This window comes from Mesorhizobium sp. M0518, assembly GCF_040321125.1.
GTDB lineage: Bacteria > Pseudomonadota > Alphaproteobacteria > Rhizobiales > Rhizobiaceae > Mesorhizobium.
In genome coordinates this window covers 97,792-110,759 of record NZ_JAMYQY010000003.1, presented here as the reverse complement: position 1 = coordinate 110,759, position 12,968 = coordinate 97,792, and the positions used below count along the sequence as shown (strand labels likewise).

General features: G+C 63.6%; 12 protein-coding genes. 10 read left to right on the top strand and 2 right to left on the bottom strand.

Features of this window, described 5'->3' with window-relative positions; genetic code table 11:
• The first annotated feature begins 52 nt into the window (after positions 1–52).
• The 6 genes from NKI66_RS05470 to NKI66_RS05445 are packed head-to-tail and all read left to right on the top strand — an operon-like array spanning position 53 to position 7,511.
• Positions 53–1,612 carry an ABC transporter substrate-binding protein gene (locus NKI66_RS05470; RefSeq protein WP_023808845.1) on the top strand — a complete coding sequence of 520 codons (1,560 nt, stop codon included), beginning with the start codon at positions 53–55 and terminating at the stop codon, positions 1,610–1,612.
• Between the two features lie 52 nt (positions 1,613–1,664).
• Positions 1,665–2,612, top strand: a complete 948-nt coding sequence (locus NKI66_RS05465) for an ABC transporter permease (protein ID WP_023808846.1) — start codon at positions 1,665–1,667, stop codon at positions 2,610–2,612.
• Positions 2,613–2,640: 28 nt separating this feature from the next.
• Complete coding sequence (locus NKI66_RS05460; RefSeq protein ID WP_031212293.1) at positions 2,641–3,480, top strand: ABC transporter permease; 840 nt, start codon at positions 2,641–2,643, stop codon at positions 3,478–3,480.
• Positions 3,477–4,460 (top strand): ABC transporter ATP-binding protein, encoded by a 984-nt coding sequence (locus NKI66_RS05455; RefSeq protein WP_023808848.1) that lies wholly within the window; start codon positions 3,477–3,479, stop codon positions 4,458–4,460. Before NKI66_RS05460 ends, NKI66_RS05455 begins: the two co-directional genes overlap by 4 nt.
• On the top strand, positions 4,457–5,434 hold the full coding sequence (locus NKI66_RS05450) for an ABC transporter ATP-binding protein (RefSeq protein ID WP_023808849.1): 978 nt from the start codon (positions 4,457–4,459) through the stop codon (positions 5,432–5,434). Before NKI66_RS05455 ends, NKI66_RS05450 begins: the two co-directional genes overlap by 4 nt.
• A 49-nt stretch (positions 5,435–5,483) precedes the next feature.
• Positions 5,484–7,511: a CocE/NonD family hydrolase gene (locus NKI66_RS05445; protein ID WP_352751151.1), complete on the top strand. Its 2,028-nt coding sequence runs from the start codon at positions 5,484–5,486 to the stop codon at positions 7,509–7,511.
• A gap of 19 nt (positions 7,512–7,530) precedes the next feature.
• On the opposite strand, the gene NKI66_RS05440 is transcribed toward NKI66_RS05445, so the two are convergent.
• Positions 7,531–8,433, bottom strand: coding sequence for a LysR family transcriptional regulator (locus NKI66_RS05440; protein ID WP_352751150.1), 903 nt, complete (start codon positions 8,431–8,433; stop codon positions 7,531–7,533).
• A 102-nt stretch (positions 8,434–8,535) separates the two neighbouring features.
• On the opposite strand from NKI66_RS05440, the gene NKI66_RS05435 reads away from it, so the two are divergent.
• From NKI66_RS05435 to NKI66_RS05425, 3 genes are all read left to right on the top strand, one after another.
• Positions 8,536–9,525 (top strand): zinc-dependent alcohol dehydrogenase family protein, encoded by a 990-nt coding sequence (locus NKI66_RS05435; protein ID WP_352554891.1) that lies wholly within the window; start codon positions 8,536–8,538, stop codon positions 9,523–9,525.
• Between the two features lie 194 nt (positions 9,526–9,719).
• The gene (locus NKI66_RS05430; RefSeq protein WP_023808853.1) at positions 9,720–10,019 is read left to right on the top strand and encodes a TFIIB-type zinc ribbon-containing protein; all 300 of its coding nucleotides are present in this window, start codon (positions 9,720–9,722) and stop codon (positions 10,017–10,019) included.
• Between the two features lie 68 nt (positions 10,020–10,087).
• Positions 10,088–11,074, top strand: coding sequence for a Tim44 domain-containing protein (locus NKI66_RS05425; RefSeq protein ID WP_023808854.1), 987 nt, complete (start codon positions 10,088–10,090; stop codon positions 11,072–11,074).
• A gap of 41 nt (positions 11,075–11,115) precedes the next feature.
• Here NKI66_RS05425 and NKI66_RS05420 read toward each other — a convergent pair whose 3' ends face one another.
• On the bottom strand, positions 11,116–12,216 hold the full coding sequence (locus NKI66_RS05420) for a lactonase family protein (RefSeq protein ID WP_352722187.1): 1,101 nt from the start codon (positions 12,214–12,216) through the stop codon (positions 11,116–11,118).
• A 199-nt stretch (positions 12,217–12,415) separates the two neighbouring features.
• Between NKI66_RS05420 and NKI66_RS05415 the strand changes: the two genes are divergently transcribed.
• Positions 12,416–12,967, top strand: a complete 552-nt coding sequence (locus NKI66_RS05415; RefSeq protein ID WP_352440082.1) for a MaoC family dehydratase — start codon at positions 12,416–12,418, stop codon at positions 12,965–12,967.
• Position 12,968 lies beyond the last annotated feature (1 nt).

Sequence of the window (12,968 nt, the reverse complement as noted above, 5' to 3'; positions counted from 1 at the left end):
AGAATGGCCAACGGCCGGAAACAAGACAACGAAAACAGCAGAGGGGTAGAGCATGTCCATTCTAGCCGACACCAGGGTTTCGCGCCGCAGCCTGCTCGCCGGAGCCGGCGCTTTCGGCCTCGCCTCAATGGTCAATCCAAAAGTGTCCTGGTCGAGCGACGGGCCGATCCTCAAGGTGCGCTCCTACGCCGACATCCAGACGCTCGACCCTTGCTTCCGGCTGGCGGCACCCGAAGGCGACATCACCAGCGTCATCTTCGCCGGCCTCGTCGTCACCACGCCGGGCGACAGCTGGGGCTGGCGGCCGATGGCGGCGGAGACGATCAAGCAGCTCGATCCGCTGACCGTCGCCTTCCAGCTGCGCGACAATATCGGCTTCACCGATGGCTACGGCCAGATGACGGCCGAAGACGTCAAGTTTTCGATCGAACGCATCGCCGATCCCGCCAACAAGAGCCCCTACTCCGGCGACTGGGCGACGCTCAAAGAGGTCGAAGTCAAGGACAAGCTGTCGGGGCTGATCCACCTGAAGCAGGCCTTCGCGCCGCTGTGGACGTCGACCTTGCCGACGCCTTCCGGCACCATCCTGTCGAAGCGCGCCATCACCGAGCTCGGTGGCAAGATGGGTGTCAAGCCGGTGGCCCAGTCGGGGCCCTACATCCTGAAGGAATGGCTGCCCAAGCAGCGCACGGTGCTGGTGCGCAATCCCGACTGGAAGTACGAGCAAGGTGCCTTCGCGGAGATCCACATCCATCCGATCGAGGATGAGAAGACCGCCGAACTCGGCTATGAGGCCGGCGACCTGGATTACACCTGGACCGCGGTCTCCTCGATCTCGCGCCTGAAGCAGACACCGCCGCCAAAGACGACCGTGGTCGAGAAGCCGTCGCTGGCCTTTGTCTGGCTTGGCATGAACCAGGATGTCGCGCCTTTCAACAATCCGAACATGCGCCGCGCGGTTCAGTACGCCGTGGACCGCAAGGCGGTGGTCGATGCCGCCTATTTCGGCGCCGCCGCCACCGCCACCGGCATCATCGCGCCCGGCCTGCCCGGCCATCGCGAGAAGAACCTGTTCGATTTCGATCCGGACCGCGCCCGCGACATGATCGCCAAGGAAGGACTGGCCGGCGCGACGATCACGCTCGACATCCTCAACAAGACCGAGCGCCTGACCGCGGCGCAGGTCGTGCAGTCGAACCTGCAGGATGTCGGCCTCACTGTGGAGATCAAGCAGAACGACAGCGGCACCTTCTGGACGCTGGGCGCCAAGGAAGGCGACTACTACAAAAAGCTGCAGATGATCATCAGCCGCTTCTCCATGCAGCCGGATCCGAGCTGGGCCACTGCCTGGTTTACCCGCGACCAGATCGGTGTCTGGAACTGGGAGCGGTTTTCCAGCGAGGAATTCGACAAGCTCAATGCCGAAGGCATGGTCGAGCTCGACCCGGCAAAACGCGATGTCATCTACAAGAAGCTGCAGGACCTGATGGAGGAGAACGGCAACTACGTTTTCCTGACGCATGAGGTCACCGGCATCATGAATCGAGATACGCTTGTGGCCGGCCTGAAGCCGAACGGCGAACCCGTGTTCACCGACTTCAAACCCGCATGATATCGGCGGGCGGGGCTCGTCCCCGCCAAAGACCGTCCGACAGGTACTGGAAATGATCCGCTACGCCCTCAAGCGTCTGTGGCTTGGCGCCATCATCATCAGCGTGGCCATGATGATGATGTTCGCCATGGTTTACCTCATTCCCGGCGACCCGGCCTCCGTTGCGCTGGGGCCGCGCGCGACGCCGGAGATGATGGAGGCGCTGCGCGTACGCATGGGCCTCGATCAGCCGGTGTGGCGGCAGTTCCTACATTTCTACGGATCGGTCCTGCGCGGCGATCTCGGCACAGAGGTGCTGTCAGATCGGCCAGTTCTGGACGTGGTGATGGAACAGCTTCCGTTCACGCTGGCGCTGGTGGTCGGCGGCATCACGTGGTCGGTGGCGCTCGGCATTCCGCTTGGCTGCATCGCGGCGGTGCGGCGCGGCGGCTTTGTCGATCAGGTGATCGGGGTGCTGTCGGTGGCGATGATCGCCGTGCCGTCCTTCGTCGTCGCCATCTATTCGCTGCTGGTGTTTGCGGTCGCCCTGCAATGGCTGCCGGCGATCGGCGCCGGCGAACCGGGCGACCTCGCCAGCCGGCTCCAGCACCTCATCTTGCCGTCGCTGGCGGTTGGCCTTGGCTGGATCGGCTATATCTCGCGCATGGTGCGCGCCTCGATGCTGGAGACGCTGGAAGCCAGCCATATCCGCACGGCGCGCGCCTTCGGCCTGACCGAGCACAGGATCGTCTACACCTACGCCCTCCGCATCGCCGTGCTGCCGACGATCACCTTGCTCGGCGTCGGCATCGGCCACATGCTGTCGTCTTCCGTCTTCGCCGAAATCGTCTTTGCCCGTCCCGGCATCGGCAAGCTGGTCTATGAGGCGATCTCGGTGCGCAACTATCCCATCGTCTCCGGAGCCGTGCTGGTCACCACGGTCTTCTTCGTTCTCGTCAACGTAGCAGCCGACATCCTCGTCGGTATCTTGGATCCCCGTGTCAGATCAAGTTTCAACTGAGCTGCCATCCCGCAGCTTCCGTCTCGGCATGATATGGCGCACCTTGCGCCGCATCATGCGCGAGCCGCTCGGCGCGATCGGCCTGACGCTGGTGACGGTCGTGGTGCTGTCGGCGGTCTTCGCCAGCCTCCTGACCAGCTATGCGCCGAGCAAGATATCGCCGGCCGAACGCTTCGCTTCGCCGAGCCTCCTGCATCTGCTCGGCACCGACCATCTCGGCCGCGATCTTCTCACCCGGGTGCTCTATGGCGGACGCGTCGCGCTTTTGATCGCGCTGGGCGCGACAGCGGTGTCGCTGGTTGTCGGCGTCGTGCTAGGGCTGATCGCAGGCTATGGGCCGCGCTGGCTCGACAATGTGCTGCTGCTGATCTTCGACGCCGTGAAGAGCTTTCCCACCGTTATGCTGGCGCTGACGCTGGTCACCCTGTTCGGCCCCTCGCTCTACGCGGTGGTGCTGGTGGTGATGCTGGTCAATGTGCCGGGTTATGCGCGCATCATCCGAACCCAGACGCTGGTGCTCAAATCGGCCGAACACGTCATGGCGGCGCGCTCGATGGGGGCAAGCGCCGGCCGCATCCTGCGTGTCCATATCCTGCCCAACATCATCGGCCCGATCCTGATCCTGATCTCGATGGACATTCCCGTGGTGGTGGCGATCGAGGCGGGCATGAGCTTCCTCGGGCTCGGCGTGCGGCCGCCGACGCCGAGCTGGGGTGCGATCCTCAATGACGGCTTCGCCAACATCCGCGATTCCTACTGGATCGTGATTGCCGGCGGCCTGCCGATCGTGCTGACCACGCTCGGCTTCACCTTCTTCGGCGAGACGCTACGCGACCTCTTCGATCCCAGGCTGAAGGGACGCTCATGACGGTTCTCGAGGTCAAGGATCTGAGCGTCGCCTTCCACACCGAGGCCGGGCGACTGGAGGCGCTGAAGCAGGTGAGTTTTTGCGTGCCGGCCAACCGCAGCGTCGGCGTGGTCGGCGAATCCGGCTGCGGGAAATCGACGCTCATCAACGCCATTCTCGGCCTGCTCGCCGACAATGGTGAAATCACATCGGGCGAGATCATCTTCGAGGGCGACAAGGACCTTGCCCGGCTCGACCCGACCGCGATGCGCGGCCTGCGTGGCCTCAGGATCGCCACTGTGTTCCAGGATCCGATGGGCGCGCTCAACCCGGTGCTGTCGGTGGGGCGGCAGATGCGCGACATTCAGTATCGCTCGGGTCTGTCGAAGCGGGACAAGGATGCACGCTCCGTCGCCATGCTGCGCAAGGTTCGCATTCCCGATCCGGGAAGCCGGCTGACGCAGTTTCCACACGAGTTCTCCGGCGGCATGAAGCAGCGCATCGCCATTGCGATGGCGCTGATGATGGAGCCGGCGCTGCTGATCGCCGACGAGCCGACGACGGCACTCGATGCGACGCTGGAGGTGGCCACCATCGAACTGCTCAAGGATCTGCAGCGCGACATCGGCTGCTCGGTGCTGTTCATCTCGCATCATCTGGGCGTGATTGCCGAACTCTGCGACGAGATGATCGTGATGTATGCCGGCGAAGTAGTGGAGAGCGGCACGACCCGCGAGATATTCCACGATGCGCGTCATCCCTACACGCAGAAGCTTTTGGCTTGCGATCCCGCCCGGCTGTCGCAGCGGGTTGCTCGCCTGCCGACCATTGCCGGGACCTTGCCGGATTTGCGCCGCCGGCCGAGCGGCTGCGTCTTCCAGCCGCGCTGCGATCGCGCCGACGCCCAATGCCTGACGACGCCTCCCAGCGCAGTCCTCGGTGGGTCTCACATCGCCCACTGCTGGCATGCGGACATTCCCTTGGGAGCGATGAACGCATGAGCTCCGAAGACCTGCTCAGCGTCAATGATTTGCGCGTCGCGTTCCGCGCTGGCGGCCTGTCCGCCAGGCTCGCGGGGCGGGCCACCGAGATCGAAGCGGTCTCCGGCGTCAGCTTCACGCTTCAACGAGGCAGCACCTTCGCGCTGGTCGGCGAATCCGGCTCGGGCAAGACGACGCTGGCGCGCACGCTCAACGGTCTTCAGCCGGTGAAGGCGGGCACGATCCTGTTTGAAGGGCAGGAACTGCAAGGCCTGTCTAACACCGCCATGAAACCGGTGCGGCGGCGCATGCCGATGATGTTCCAGGATCCTGTGGGATCGCTGTCACCACGGCTCAGCGTGCGCTCGCTGCTGTCTGAGCCTTTCGTCATTCACGGCTTGTCCGATCGCGATCTCAACGCCGAAGTCACACGGCTTCTTGCGCTGGTCGGGCTGCCGCGCGATTTCGCCGACCGCTACCCGCACCAGCTTTCCGGCGGCCAAGCGCGCCGCGTCGGTGTGGCGCGGGCGATCGCTCTGGACCCGGTGCTGGTCGTCGCCGACGAGCCGACCGCCGGCCTCGACGTCTCCGTGCAGGGAGAGGTGCTGAACCTGCTCAACGACCTGCGCGACCGAATGGGCCTGTCGATGCTGATCATCACCCACAATCTGCATGTCGTGCGCCAGATCGCCGACCGCATGGCGGTGATGTATCTCGGGCGCTTCGTCGAGCAGGGTGAAACCGAAGCGATCTTCCGCGCGCCGCATCATCCCTATACGGCGGCCCTTCTGTCCGCCAATCCCGAGCCGGACCCAGATCGGGTGCACCAGCGCATCACGCTGCCGGCCGACGTTCCCTCCCTGCTGGCGCGCCCTTCAGGCTGCGAATTTCACACACGCTGTCCGCAGGCCCAGCGCTGCTGCGCGGTGGATGTCCCCATCCCGGTCGCGGTCGGAAACGGCCGCCTGACCTGCCATTTCCCGCTGAACACATAAGGATCGCCACCGGCGCAAGTTGTCGGCCGGGGCGTCGAGAGGAGCCGCCATGCAAGATATCCGCGTCGTCACCGATTTCCCGCGCAAAATCCGCGAGATCGAGAATTTGTGGATTCCGATGCCTGACGGCGTCAAGCTGGCGGCGCGTGTCTGGCTGCCGGAAGACGCGGAGGCCGATCCGGTGCCGGCGATCCTCGAATATTTGCCCTACCGCAAGCGCGACGGAACGGTGGAGCGCGATGCGCTGACGCATCCCTATTTTGCCGGTCACGGCTATGCCGGCGTGCGGGTCGACATGCGCGGCTCAGGCGACAGCGAGGGATTGTGCAAGGGTGAGTATCTGAAGCAGGAGCAGGATGACTGTCTGGCGGTCATCGAATGGCTGGCCCGGCAATCCTGGTGCTCGGGTAGTGTCGGCATGATCGGCATCAGCTGGGGCGGCTTCAACGGGCTTCAGGTCGCCGCGCGGCGACCGCCAGCACTGAAAGCGGTTGTCTCGCTGTGCTCCACGGATGATCGCTACAATGATGACGTGCATTATCTCGGCGGCGCCATGATGTGCGACAATCTGATGTGGGGAACCACCGCCTGGGCCATCGCCATGACCCCGCCCGACCCGTTCATTGTCGGCGATCGCTGGCGCGATCTTTGGGAGCAACGGCTGAACGGCAACGGCATCTGGATGCAGGACTGGTTCGAACACCAGCGCCGCGACGATTTCTACAAGCACGGCTCGATCTGCGAGGACTATTCCGATGTCGAAATCCCGGTCTATGCCGTCGGCGGCTGGGCCGACGGCTATCCCAATCCGATCTTCCGGATGCTGGAAAAACTGAGCGGTCCTCGCAAGGGCCTGATCGGACCCTGGGGCCACAAATATCCGCACTTCGCCATGCCCGGCCCGCGTATCGGCTTCCTGCAGGAGTGCCTGCGCTGGTGGGATCAATATCTCAAGGGCATCGACACCGGCATTGCCGACGAGCCGATGCTGCGCGCCTGGATTCAGGACCCCGCACGGCCGGCGGCGATCTATGACGAGCGGCCCGGCCGCTGGGTGGCGGAGCCGGCGTGGCCGGGACCAGGCGTTGGCGAAAAGGTGCTGAACCTTGCGCCGCATGTGCTGAGCGAGGCCAGGGGCGAAGATACGATCCTGGAGATTTCGTCGCCGCAGACGGCCGGCCTGTCGTCCGGCGCCTGGTGCGGTTATGGCGTCATGCCGACTTTGCCGGTCGACCAGCGCACGGAGGAAGGCAATGCCCTGATCTTCGAGACCGCGCCGTTGACCGAAGCCATCGAGATCCTTGGTTTCCCCGAATTCGAGGTCAGGCTCTCCTCTGACAAGCCCGTCGCCCTTCTGTCCGCCACGCTGTCGCAAGTGTTCCCTGAAGGTGCTGCCTCGCGCATCAGCTACGGCATCCTCAACCTGAGCCATCGCAACGATGATCTGGACACCGCACCCATGGTGCCGGGCCAGGCGGAAACGGTGCGCATCAAGCTGCGCTGCTGCGGGCAGCGTTTCGAGGTTGGCGAGCGTATCCGGCTGGCACTGGCGACATCGCATTGGCCGATCGTCTTCCCGACCGCCGAACAGGCGACGCTGTCGATCCATTGCGGCGACAGCCGGCTGATCCTGCCGGTACGCCCACCGCAGAAGCTGGACGACACGCTAGGGGCCTTCCTGGGACCTGAAAGCGCCAAGCCGATGGAGCAGGAGGTTCTGGCCAAGGGCGACGGCTTTCAGCGCTCGGTGTCGGCGGACCAGGTCACCGGCGAGACCGTCTATCAGGTCGTCAATGATGGCGGCACGGTGCGGCATCCACATACGCAGATGACCGTTGCGGCGAGGCATGTCGACCGGTTCACCATCCACCCCGACGATCCGAACTCGGCGGTCGGCACCTGCACCTGGGAAAAGTCCTATGGCCGCGGCGACTGGCAGGCGCGCCTTTCGGTGAAGGCGACCGTGCGCGCGCTGCGCGATGTCTGGCGGATCGAGACCCACATCACTGCCCATGACAGAGATGAAGTGGTCGTCGATCGCAGCGAGGTCAAGGAGTATCCGCGCGACCTCAACTGAAAGCGGCTGCGATTGGCAATCAGGCCATCGATCTCGGCAAGGCGGCAGCCAGCGCATCGACGGCCAGCCGCACCTTTAGTGGCAGATGCGGTGTCTGCAGCCAAAGGGCGTAGCAGTCGTAGAGATATCGTGGCTGGTCCGGCAACAGCGCCACCAGCGCACCGGCTTCAATGCGCTCGCGCACCAGCCACCAGGGCAGCCAGGCAAGCCCCATGCTCTCAACAGCCGCATCGGCGATGGCATCGAGATCGTCGAGCCGCAGCCGCCCGGTTGGCGTAATCTCCTGTACGGATTGCCCCTCGCGCGCAAACAGCCACGGCTGAACGACTTGGCCGAGCCGGCGGTAGACAATCGCCTGATGATCAGCGAAGTCCTCGATACGCTGCGGTTCGCTATGAACTCTGAGATAGGAGGGTGCCGCGCAGACGACCATGTCCTGGCGCGCGACGCGGCGTGCGATCAACCCCGCCTTGTCGCCCAGAGCACCGGTTCGAATGGCGAGATCGTATCCGTCTTCGGCAAGATCGGCGAAGCGGTCGGTGAGCGACAGGTCGAGCTCCAGCATCGGATATTGCCGCGCCAGCCGCAGCAGCACGGGTGCAACGCAATGGCGGCCGAAATGCGCCGGCATGGTGACCCGCAGTTTTCCACGTGGTTCGGAGAACTGGTCGGCGGCGAGCGCATCGGCGGCTTCGGCCTCGGCCAGCACCACCCGGCAGCGTTCATAGTAGGCGCGCCCGAAGTCGGTCAGGCTCTGCCGCCGCGTGGTCCGGTTGAGCAGCCGCACGCCCAGCCGCTCCTCGAGGAACCGCACATGCTTGCCAACCATTGGTCCGGACAGATCGAGTGCGACTGCGGCGGCTGCGAACGAGCCGAGGTCGACGGCCCTGACGAACACGGACATGCTCTCAAGCCGATCCATATTCAAAACTCCTGGTTTCTACTGTTCTTCCCTTACAGCCATTTATCCCCGGCAAGCCTAGCTGCATAGCTCATTCGGTTCAGATGATTTGGAGTATCCCGAATGACACGCGTAGTTCGCTTTCACCAGCATGGTGGCCCGGAGGTTCTGCGCATCGAGGATGTCGCGCTTTCCCCACCGGGGCCGGGCGAAGTTCAAATCCGGGTCAAGGCACTCGGCCTCAATCGCGCCGAAGCGCTGCTGCGCGCGGGCGCCTATATCGAGACGCCGACGCTCCCCTCGGGGCTTGGTCTTGAAGCGGCGGGTGTCGTCGAGACTATTGGCGACGGCGTGAAGGATTTCGCGCCAGGTGACAGCGTCAGTGTCATCCCGCCGCAATCGATGATCCGCTGGCCGGCCTATGGCGATCTTGCCACCTACCCCGCCCGACTTGTCGTCAAGCATCCGCAGTCGCTTGACTGGCAAACGGCAGCGGCGGTCTGGATGCAATATCTCACCGCTTATGGCGCGCTGATCGACATCGCCGGGCTGCACAGCGGAGACGCCGTCGTCATCACAGCAGCATCGAGCAGTGTCGGGCTTGCGGCGATCCAGATCGCCAACAAGGTCGGCGCGACCGCGATCGCGGTGACGCGGACATCGGCGAAGATGCGGGCGCTGCTCGAGGCCGGCGCGGCCGACGTCGTGGCCTCGACGGAGGAGGATCTGGCGGCGCGATTGAACCAGATCGCCGGGCCGCGAGGCGTGCGCGTCGTGTTTGATGCGGTCGGCGGCCCGATCTTCGAGCCGCTGACGGCGGCCATGTCGCATAGCGGCATCCTCATCGAATATGGCGGACTGAGCCACGCGCCGACGCCATTCCCGCTGCCAGCGGTGCTGAGCAAGACGCTGACACTGCGCGGCTACCTCGTGCATGAGATCACCGGCGACCCGGTGAAGCTGGAGGCCGCCAAGGCGTTCATCGTCGAAGGCCTGCAGAGTGGGGCACTAAGACCGATCATCGACCGGACCTTTGCGTTCGACCAGATCGTCGAAGCGCATCGGTATCTGGAATCAAACGAGCAGTTCGGCAAAATCGTGGTGATGATTTGAGCGGAGTTGACAAACAAATCGTTCCTGGGGGCGATATCGCTCTTGAAGGCGCCGAGTTGCATTCCTAACTGTCTCACGCGGGCCGGGCCCCTCTGACTATCGCTTTTGGCGATCGTGATGTCGGACCGCTTTAACGGGCCCGTTTCCATGTTTTCGGTCAAGCGGGCTCAATCTTTTTCGGTTTGGAGCCCCGTATGACATCTTCTCTTCTTGGCATGACTTGCCCCTCCTGCCGCGTTGCGCTCGTGATGAGCGAACGCCAGGGTATCGAAATCGACTACTGTCCGCAGTGCCGCGGCGTCTGGCTTGATCGGGGAGAACTCGACAAAATCATCGAGCGTTCCGGCAGGGAAGCGGCGCCCGCGCCGCAGCCACAGCCGGCAGCATTCTCCCAGCCGCAACACGGCCAGGGCCGCGACGACGATTATTCCCGCTCCCACGGCCACCGCTATCCGAAGCGGAAGAAATCATTTTTCGAAGAGTTGTTCGATTGACCGCATGACGCCGGCACCCGGCGGCGGCTGAAAACTTCCGAAACCGCAGAGACAAAGGTTCATCTCCGATGACTTCCCGTACAAGCCGATTTGCAGCCCTCTTTGCAGGACTGTTCCTGGCGTTTTCGATGGTTGCGATAGACCATGCCGAGGCGCGCCGCGGCGGCAGTTTCGGCAGTCGTGGCATGCGCACGTTCCAATCGGCACCGCCGACCAGGACCGCACCGGCCCCGACCGCTCCAGTCGAGCGTTCGATGACGCCCAACACCGGTGCGAACAACGCGGCCCAGCAGCCGCAGGCCGGCCCGCAGAGGCCCGGCTTCATGAGCGGTTTCGGTGGAACGATGATGCGCGGCCTGCTGCTCGGCGGCCTGATCGGCCTGCTCGTCGGCCAAGGCTTCGGCGGCCTGGCCGGCATGTTCGGTTTCCTGCTTCAGGCCCTGCTCATCGGTGGCACGATCATGCTGGCTATCCGCTTCTTCCGCTCGCAATCGGCGCGTGGTCCTGCGCCAGCGCTCGCCGGTGTCGGCAATGCCCAGGCTTCGAGATTTGAGAACCGCGCAACGGCAGGGCAGCAGACTGCAGGCTCCTTCACAATTCCTGGCTTTGGCGGTGTTTCGGGCGGAAGCTCTCCGGCCATCGGTTCTGATGAGATCACGCTGGCTCAGACCGACCTCGACGCATTCCAGCAGCTGTTGACCGATGTCCAGGAAGCATTCGGGCGCGAAGACCATGCCGCTCTGCGCCGGGCTGTTACCCCCGAAATGGTGTCCTATCTGTCGGAAGAGCTGGCCGACAATGCCCAGAAAGGTCTCAGGAACGAGGTAACGGACGTCACGTTGCTGCAGGCCGACGTCGCTGAAAGCTGGCGTGAGGATGACCGCGACTACGCCACGGCCGCATTGCGCTACGAGTCTCGTGACGTGACGCGCGAACGGGCCAGCGGCAAGGTCGTCGCGGGCGACGATGATCATCCGACAGAGACGACCGAGCTGTGGACATTCGTGCGTGAGAATGGCTCGAACTGGAAGCTCTCGGCAATACAACAGGCTTGAGCCCAGGGCGATTTTGTCCAGGGCTTCACAGTTGTGGGCGTTCAGCGCACGATCTTGATGCACATCGGCGTGCCGATCTCGATGGCGCGCCCGGTGTCGCTGAGCATGCCGGTCTCGGCGTCGCGAGCGAAAATCGAGATGCGGTCGGCATTCTGGTTAGCCGAGAACAGATGGCCGCCTGAAGGCGTCAGCGCCAGGTTGCGCGGCGTCGCACCGCCGCAAGGGACATAGCCGACGAGGGCCAGCGAACCTGTCTGCTGATCGACCGCCATGATGACGACGCTGTCGTGGCCACGGTTGGAGCCGTAGACAAAACGGCCATCCGGCGAAATCTGGATATCGGCGCAATGGTTGCTGTCGCGCGCCTCGGCCGGCACCGCCGGCTTTGCGTCGATGATGGACAGCTTGCCTGATGCCTCGTCCAGCGCCATCGAGACAATGGTCGAATCCAGCTCGTTCATGACAAAGACGAAGCGTCCGTTCGGATGCAACGCAAGATGGCGCGGACCGGCGCCCGGCGGCAGAGCGGATTCAGCGAGCTTGCTGAGCTCGCCATCTCGCCCGATGCGGTAGGACACCAGCCGGTCGATGCCGAGGTCGGCGACGATAGCCATGCCACCACCGGCAATGGTTTCGGTGACGCTGTGGGCATGCGAGCGTTCCTGCCGCGCCGCATTCGGGCCGGTGCCGGAATGCGATACGCTGGCCAGCGGCGCCGACAGCGCGCCGTCCTTTTCGAAACCATAAACCGCCACGGCACAATCCGGACCGCCCTCGCCCATGCCATAGTTGGCGACCAGCAGCCTCGTCCCGTCGCGGGTGATGGTGTTGTGGGCGGTGATGCTGCCGAGCGACGGCTGCTTGTTCAGATAAATGAGCGTACCAGAAGCTCGATCGAAGCTGTAGGCGGAGACGGTGCCCTCGCGCCAGGTGAAGACTTCCGAATTGGCATAGATGTGCGAGCCGTCTGGCGTCACCGACAGGAATGTCGGATTGTCGACATCGTTGGTCTCGGCCAGTTTTCGTGTTTCCAGCGTCGTCTCGTCAAAGCTGTAGACGCCGAGACCGACGCCCCGAGCGCCCTGAAAATACGGCGCCTCGCGGTTCAGGCTGCCGACAAAGACCAGACAATCCTTGCGCATGATTTCCTCCCCTGCCCGCCTGCGCTTCGGCGCGCGGGAGCAACCAAAATTTCGCCTGTTCACGCTTGCAACGCAACCCCATATGTGAAAATACTATTTACAAAAGAAGATTGACGGGAGGAGACGTCTTGCATTTCGACGCCTTGATGCGTTTTCCGACAGCTGAGACGTGCTCCAGGCAGGGCTGGTGGAGCCGACCATGAACGATTTTGCGCCCACCGTCGGCGTCGCCTCGACGCACCCAAAAAATATGCCCGAGGAGCACGCCGCGCTGCCGGTGTGGAACGCCGAAAACTGGTTCTATGAGGATTGGCCGGTCGGGCAGAAGATCCGCTCGTTGCGACGGACCATGGCCGAAGGCGATAGCCATTTGTTCAACACGCTGGTGCTCGACATCCACCCCTATGTGCAGGACCAGATATTTGCCGAGAGCGAAGGCATTTTCGGCAAGCGGCTGATCGCCGGCGCCTTTGTCTTCTCGGCTGGCCTCGGCCTGGTCGCCACCAATTGCGTCAATGCCTTTTCCTATGGCTACGACAAGCTCCGTTTCATAAAGCCTGTCTTCATTGGCGACACGATCTATTCGATCCGCTCCAACCTCGACAAGAAGCCCCGCTACAAGGAGATGGGGCTGATCCGCGCCAGCTATGAGGTTTTCAAGGGCGAAGGCGAGCTCGTTCTCTATTGCGAGCATCTGCAGACGGTGAAGTACCGCAACCCGGCCGACTTCGTCGGCAAGACGGAGAAATAGC

Excerpts from the sequence above, each read along its gene's own strand:
- NKI66_RS05470 (WP_023808845.1), top strand. The coding sequence starts at position 53 with ATGTCCATTCTAGCCGACACCAGGGTTTCGCGCCGCAGCCTGCTCGCC.
- NKI66_RS05465 (WP_023808846.1), top strand. The coding sequence starts at position 1,665 with ATGATCCGCTACGCCCTCAAGCGTCTGTGGCTTGGCGCCATCATCATC.
- NKI66_RS05460 (WP_031212293.1), top strand. The coding sequence starts at position 2,641 with ATGATATGGCGCACCTTGCGCCGCATCATGCGCGAGCCGCTCGGCGCG.
- NKI66_RS05455 (WP_023808848.1), top strand. The coding sequence starts at position 3,477 with ATGACGGTTCTCGAGGTCAAGGATCTGAGCGTCGCCTTCCACACCGAG.
- NKI66_RS05450 (WP_023808849.1), top strand. The coding sequence starts at position 4,457 with ATGAGCTCCGAAGACCTGCTCAGCGTCAATGATTTGCGCGTCGCGTTC.
- NKI66_RS05445 (WP_352751151.1), top strand. The coding sequence starts at position 5,484 with ATGCAAGATATCCGCGTCGTCACCGATTTCCCGCGCAAAATCCGCGAG.
- NKI66_RS05440 (WP_352751150.1), bottom strand. The coding sequence starts at position 8,433 with ATGGATCGGCTTGAGAGCATGTCCGTGTTCGTCAGGGCCGTCGACCTC.
- NKI66_RS05435 (WP_352554891.1), top strand. The coding sequence starts at position 8,536 with ATGACACGCGTAGTTCGCTTTCACCAGCATGGTGGCCCGGAGGTTCTG.
- NKI66_RS05430 (WP_023808853.1), top strand. The coding sequence starts at position 9,720 with ATGACATCTTCTCTTCTTGGCATGACTTGCCCCTCCTGCCGCGTTGCG.
- NKI66_RS05425 (WP_023808854.1), top strand. The coding sequence starts at position 10,088 with ATGACTTCCCGTACAAGCCGATTTGCAGCCCTCTTTGCAGGACTGTTC.
- NKI66_RS05420 (WP_352722187.1), bottom strand. The coding sequence starts at position 12,216 with ATGCGCAAGGATTGTCTGGTCTTTGTCGGCAGCCTGAACCGCGAGGCG.
- NKI66_RS05415 (WP_352440082.1), top strand. The coding sequence starts at position 12,416 with ATGAACGATTTTGCGCCCACCGTCGGCGTCGCCTCGACGCACCCAAAA.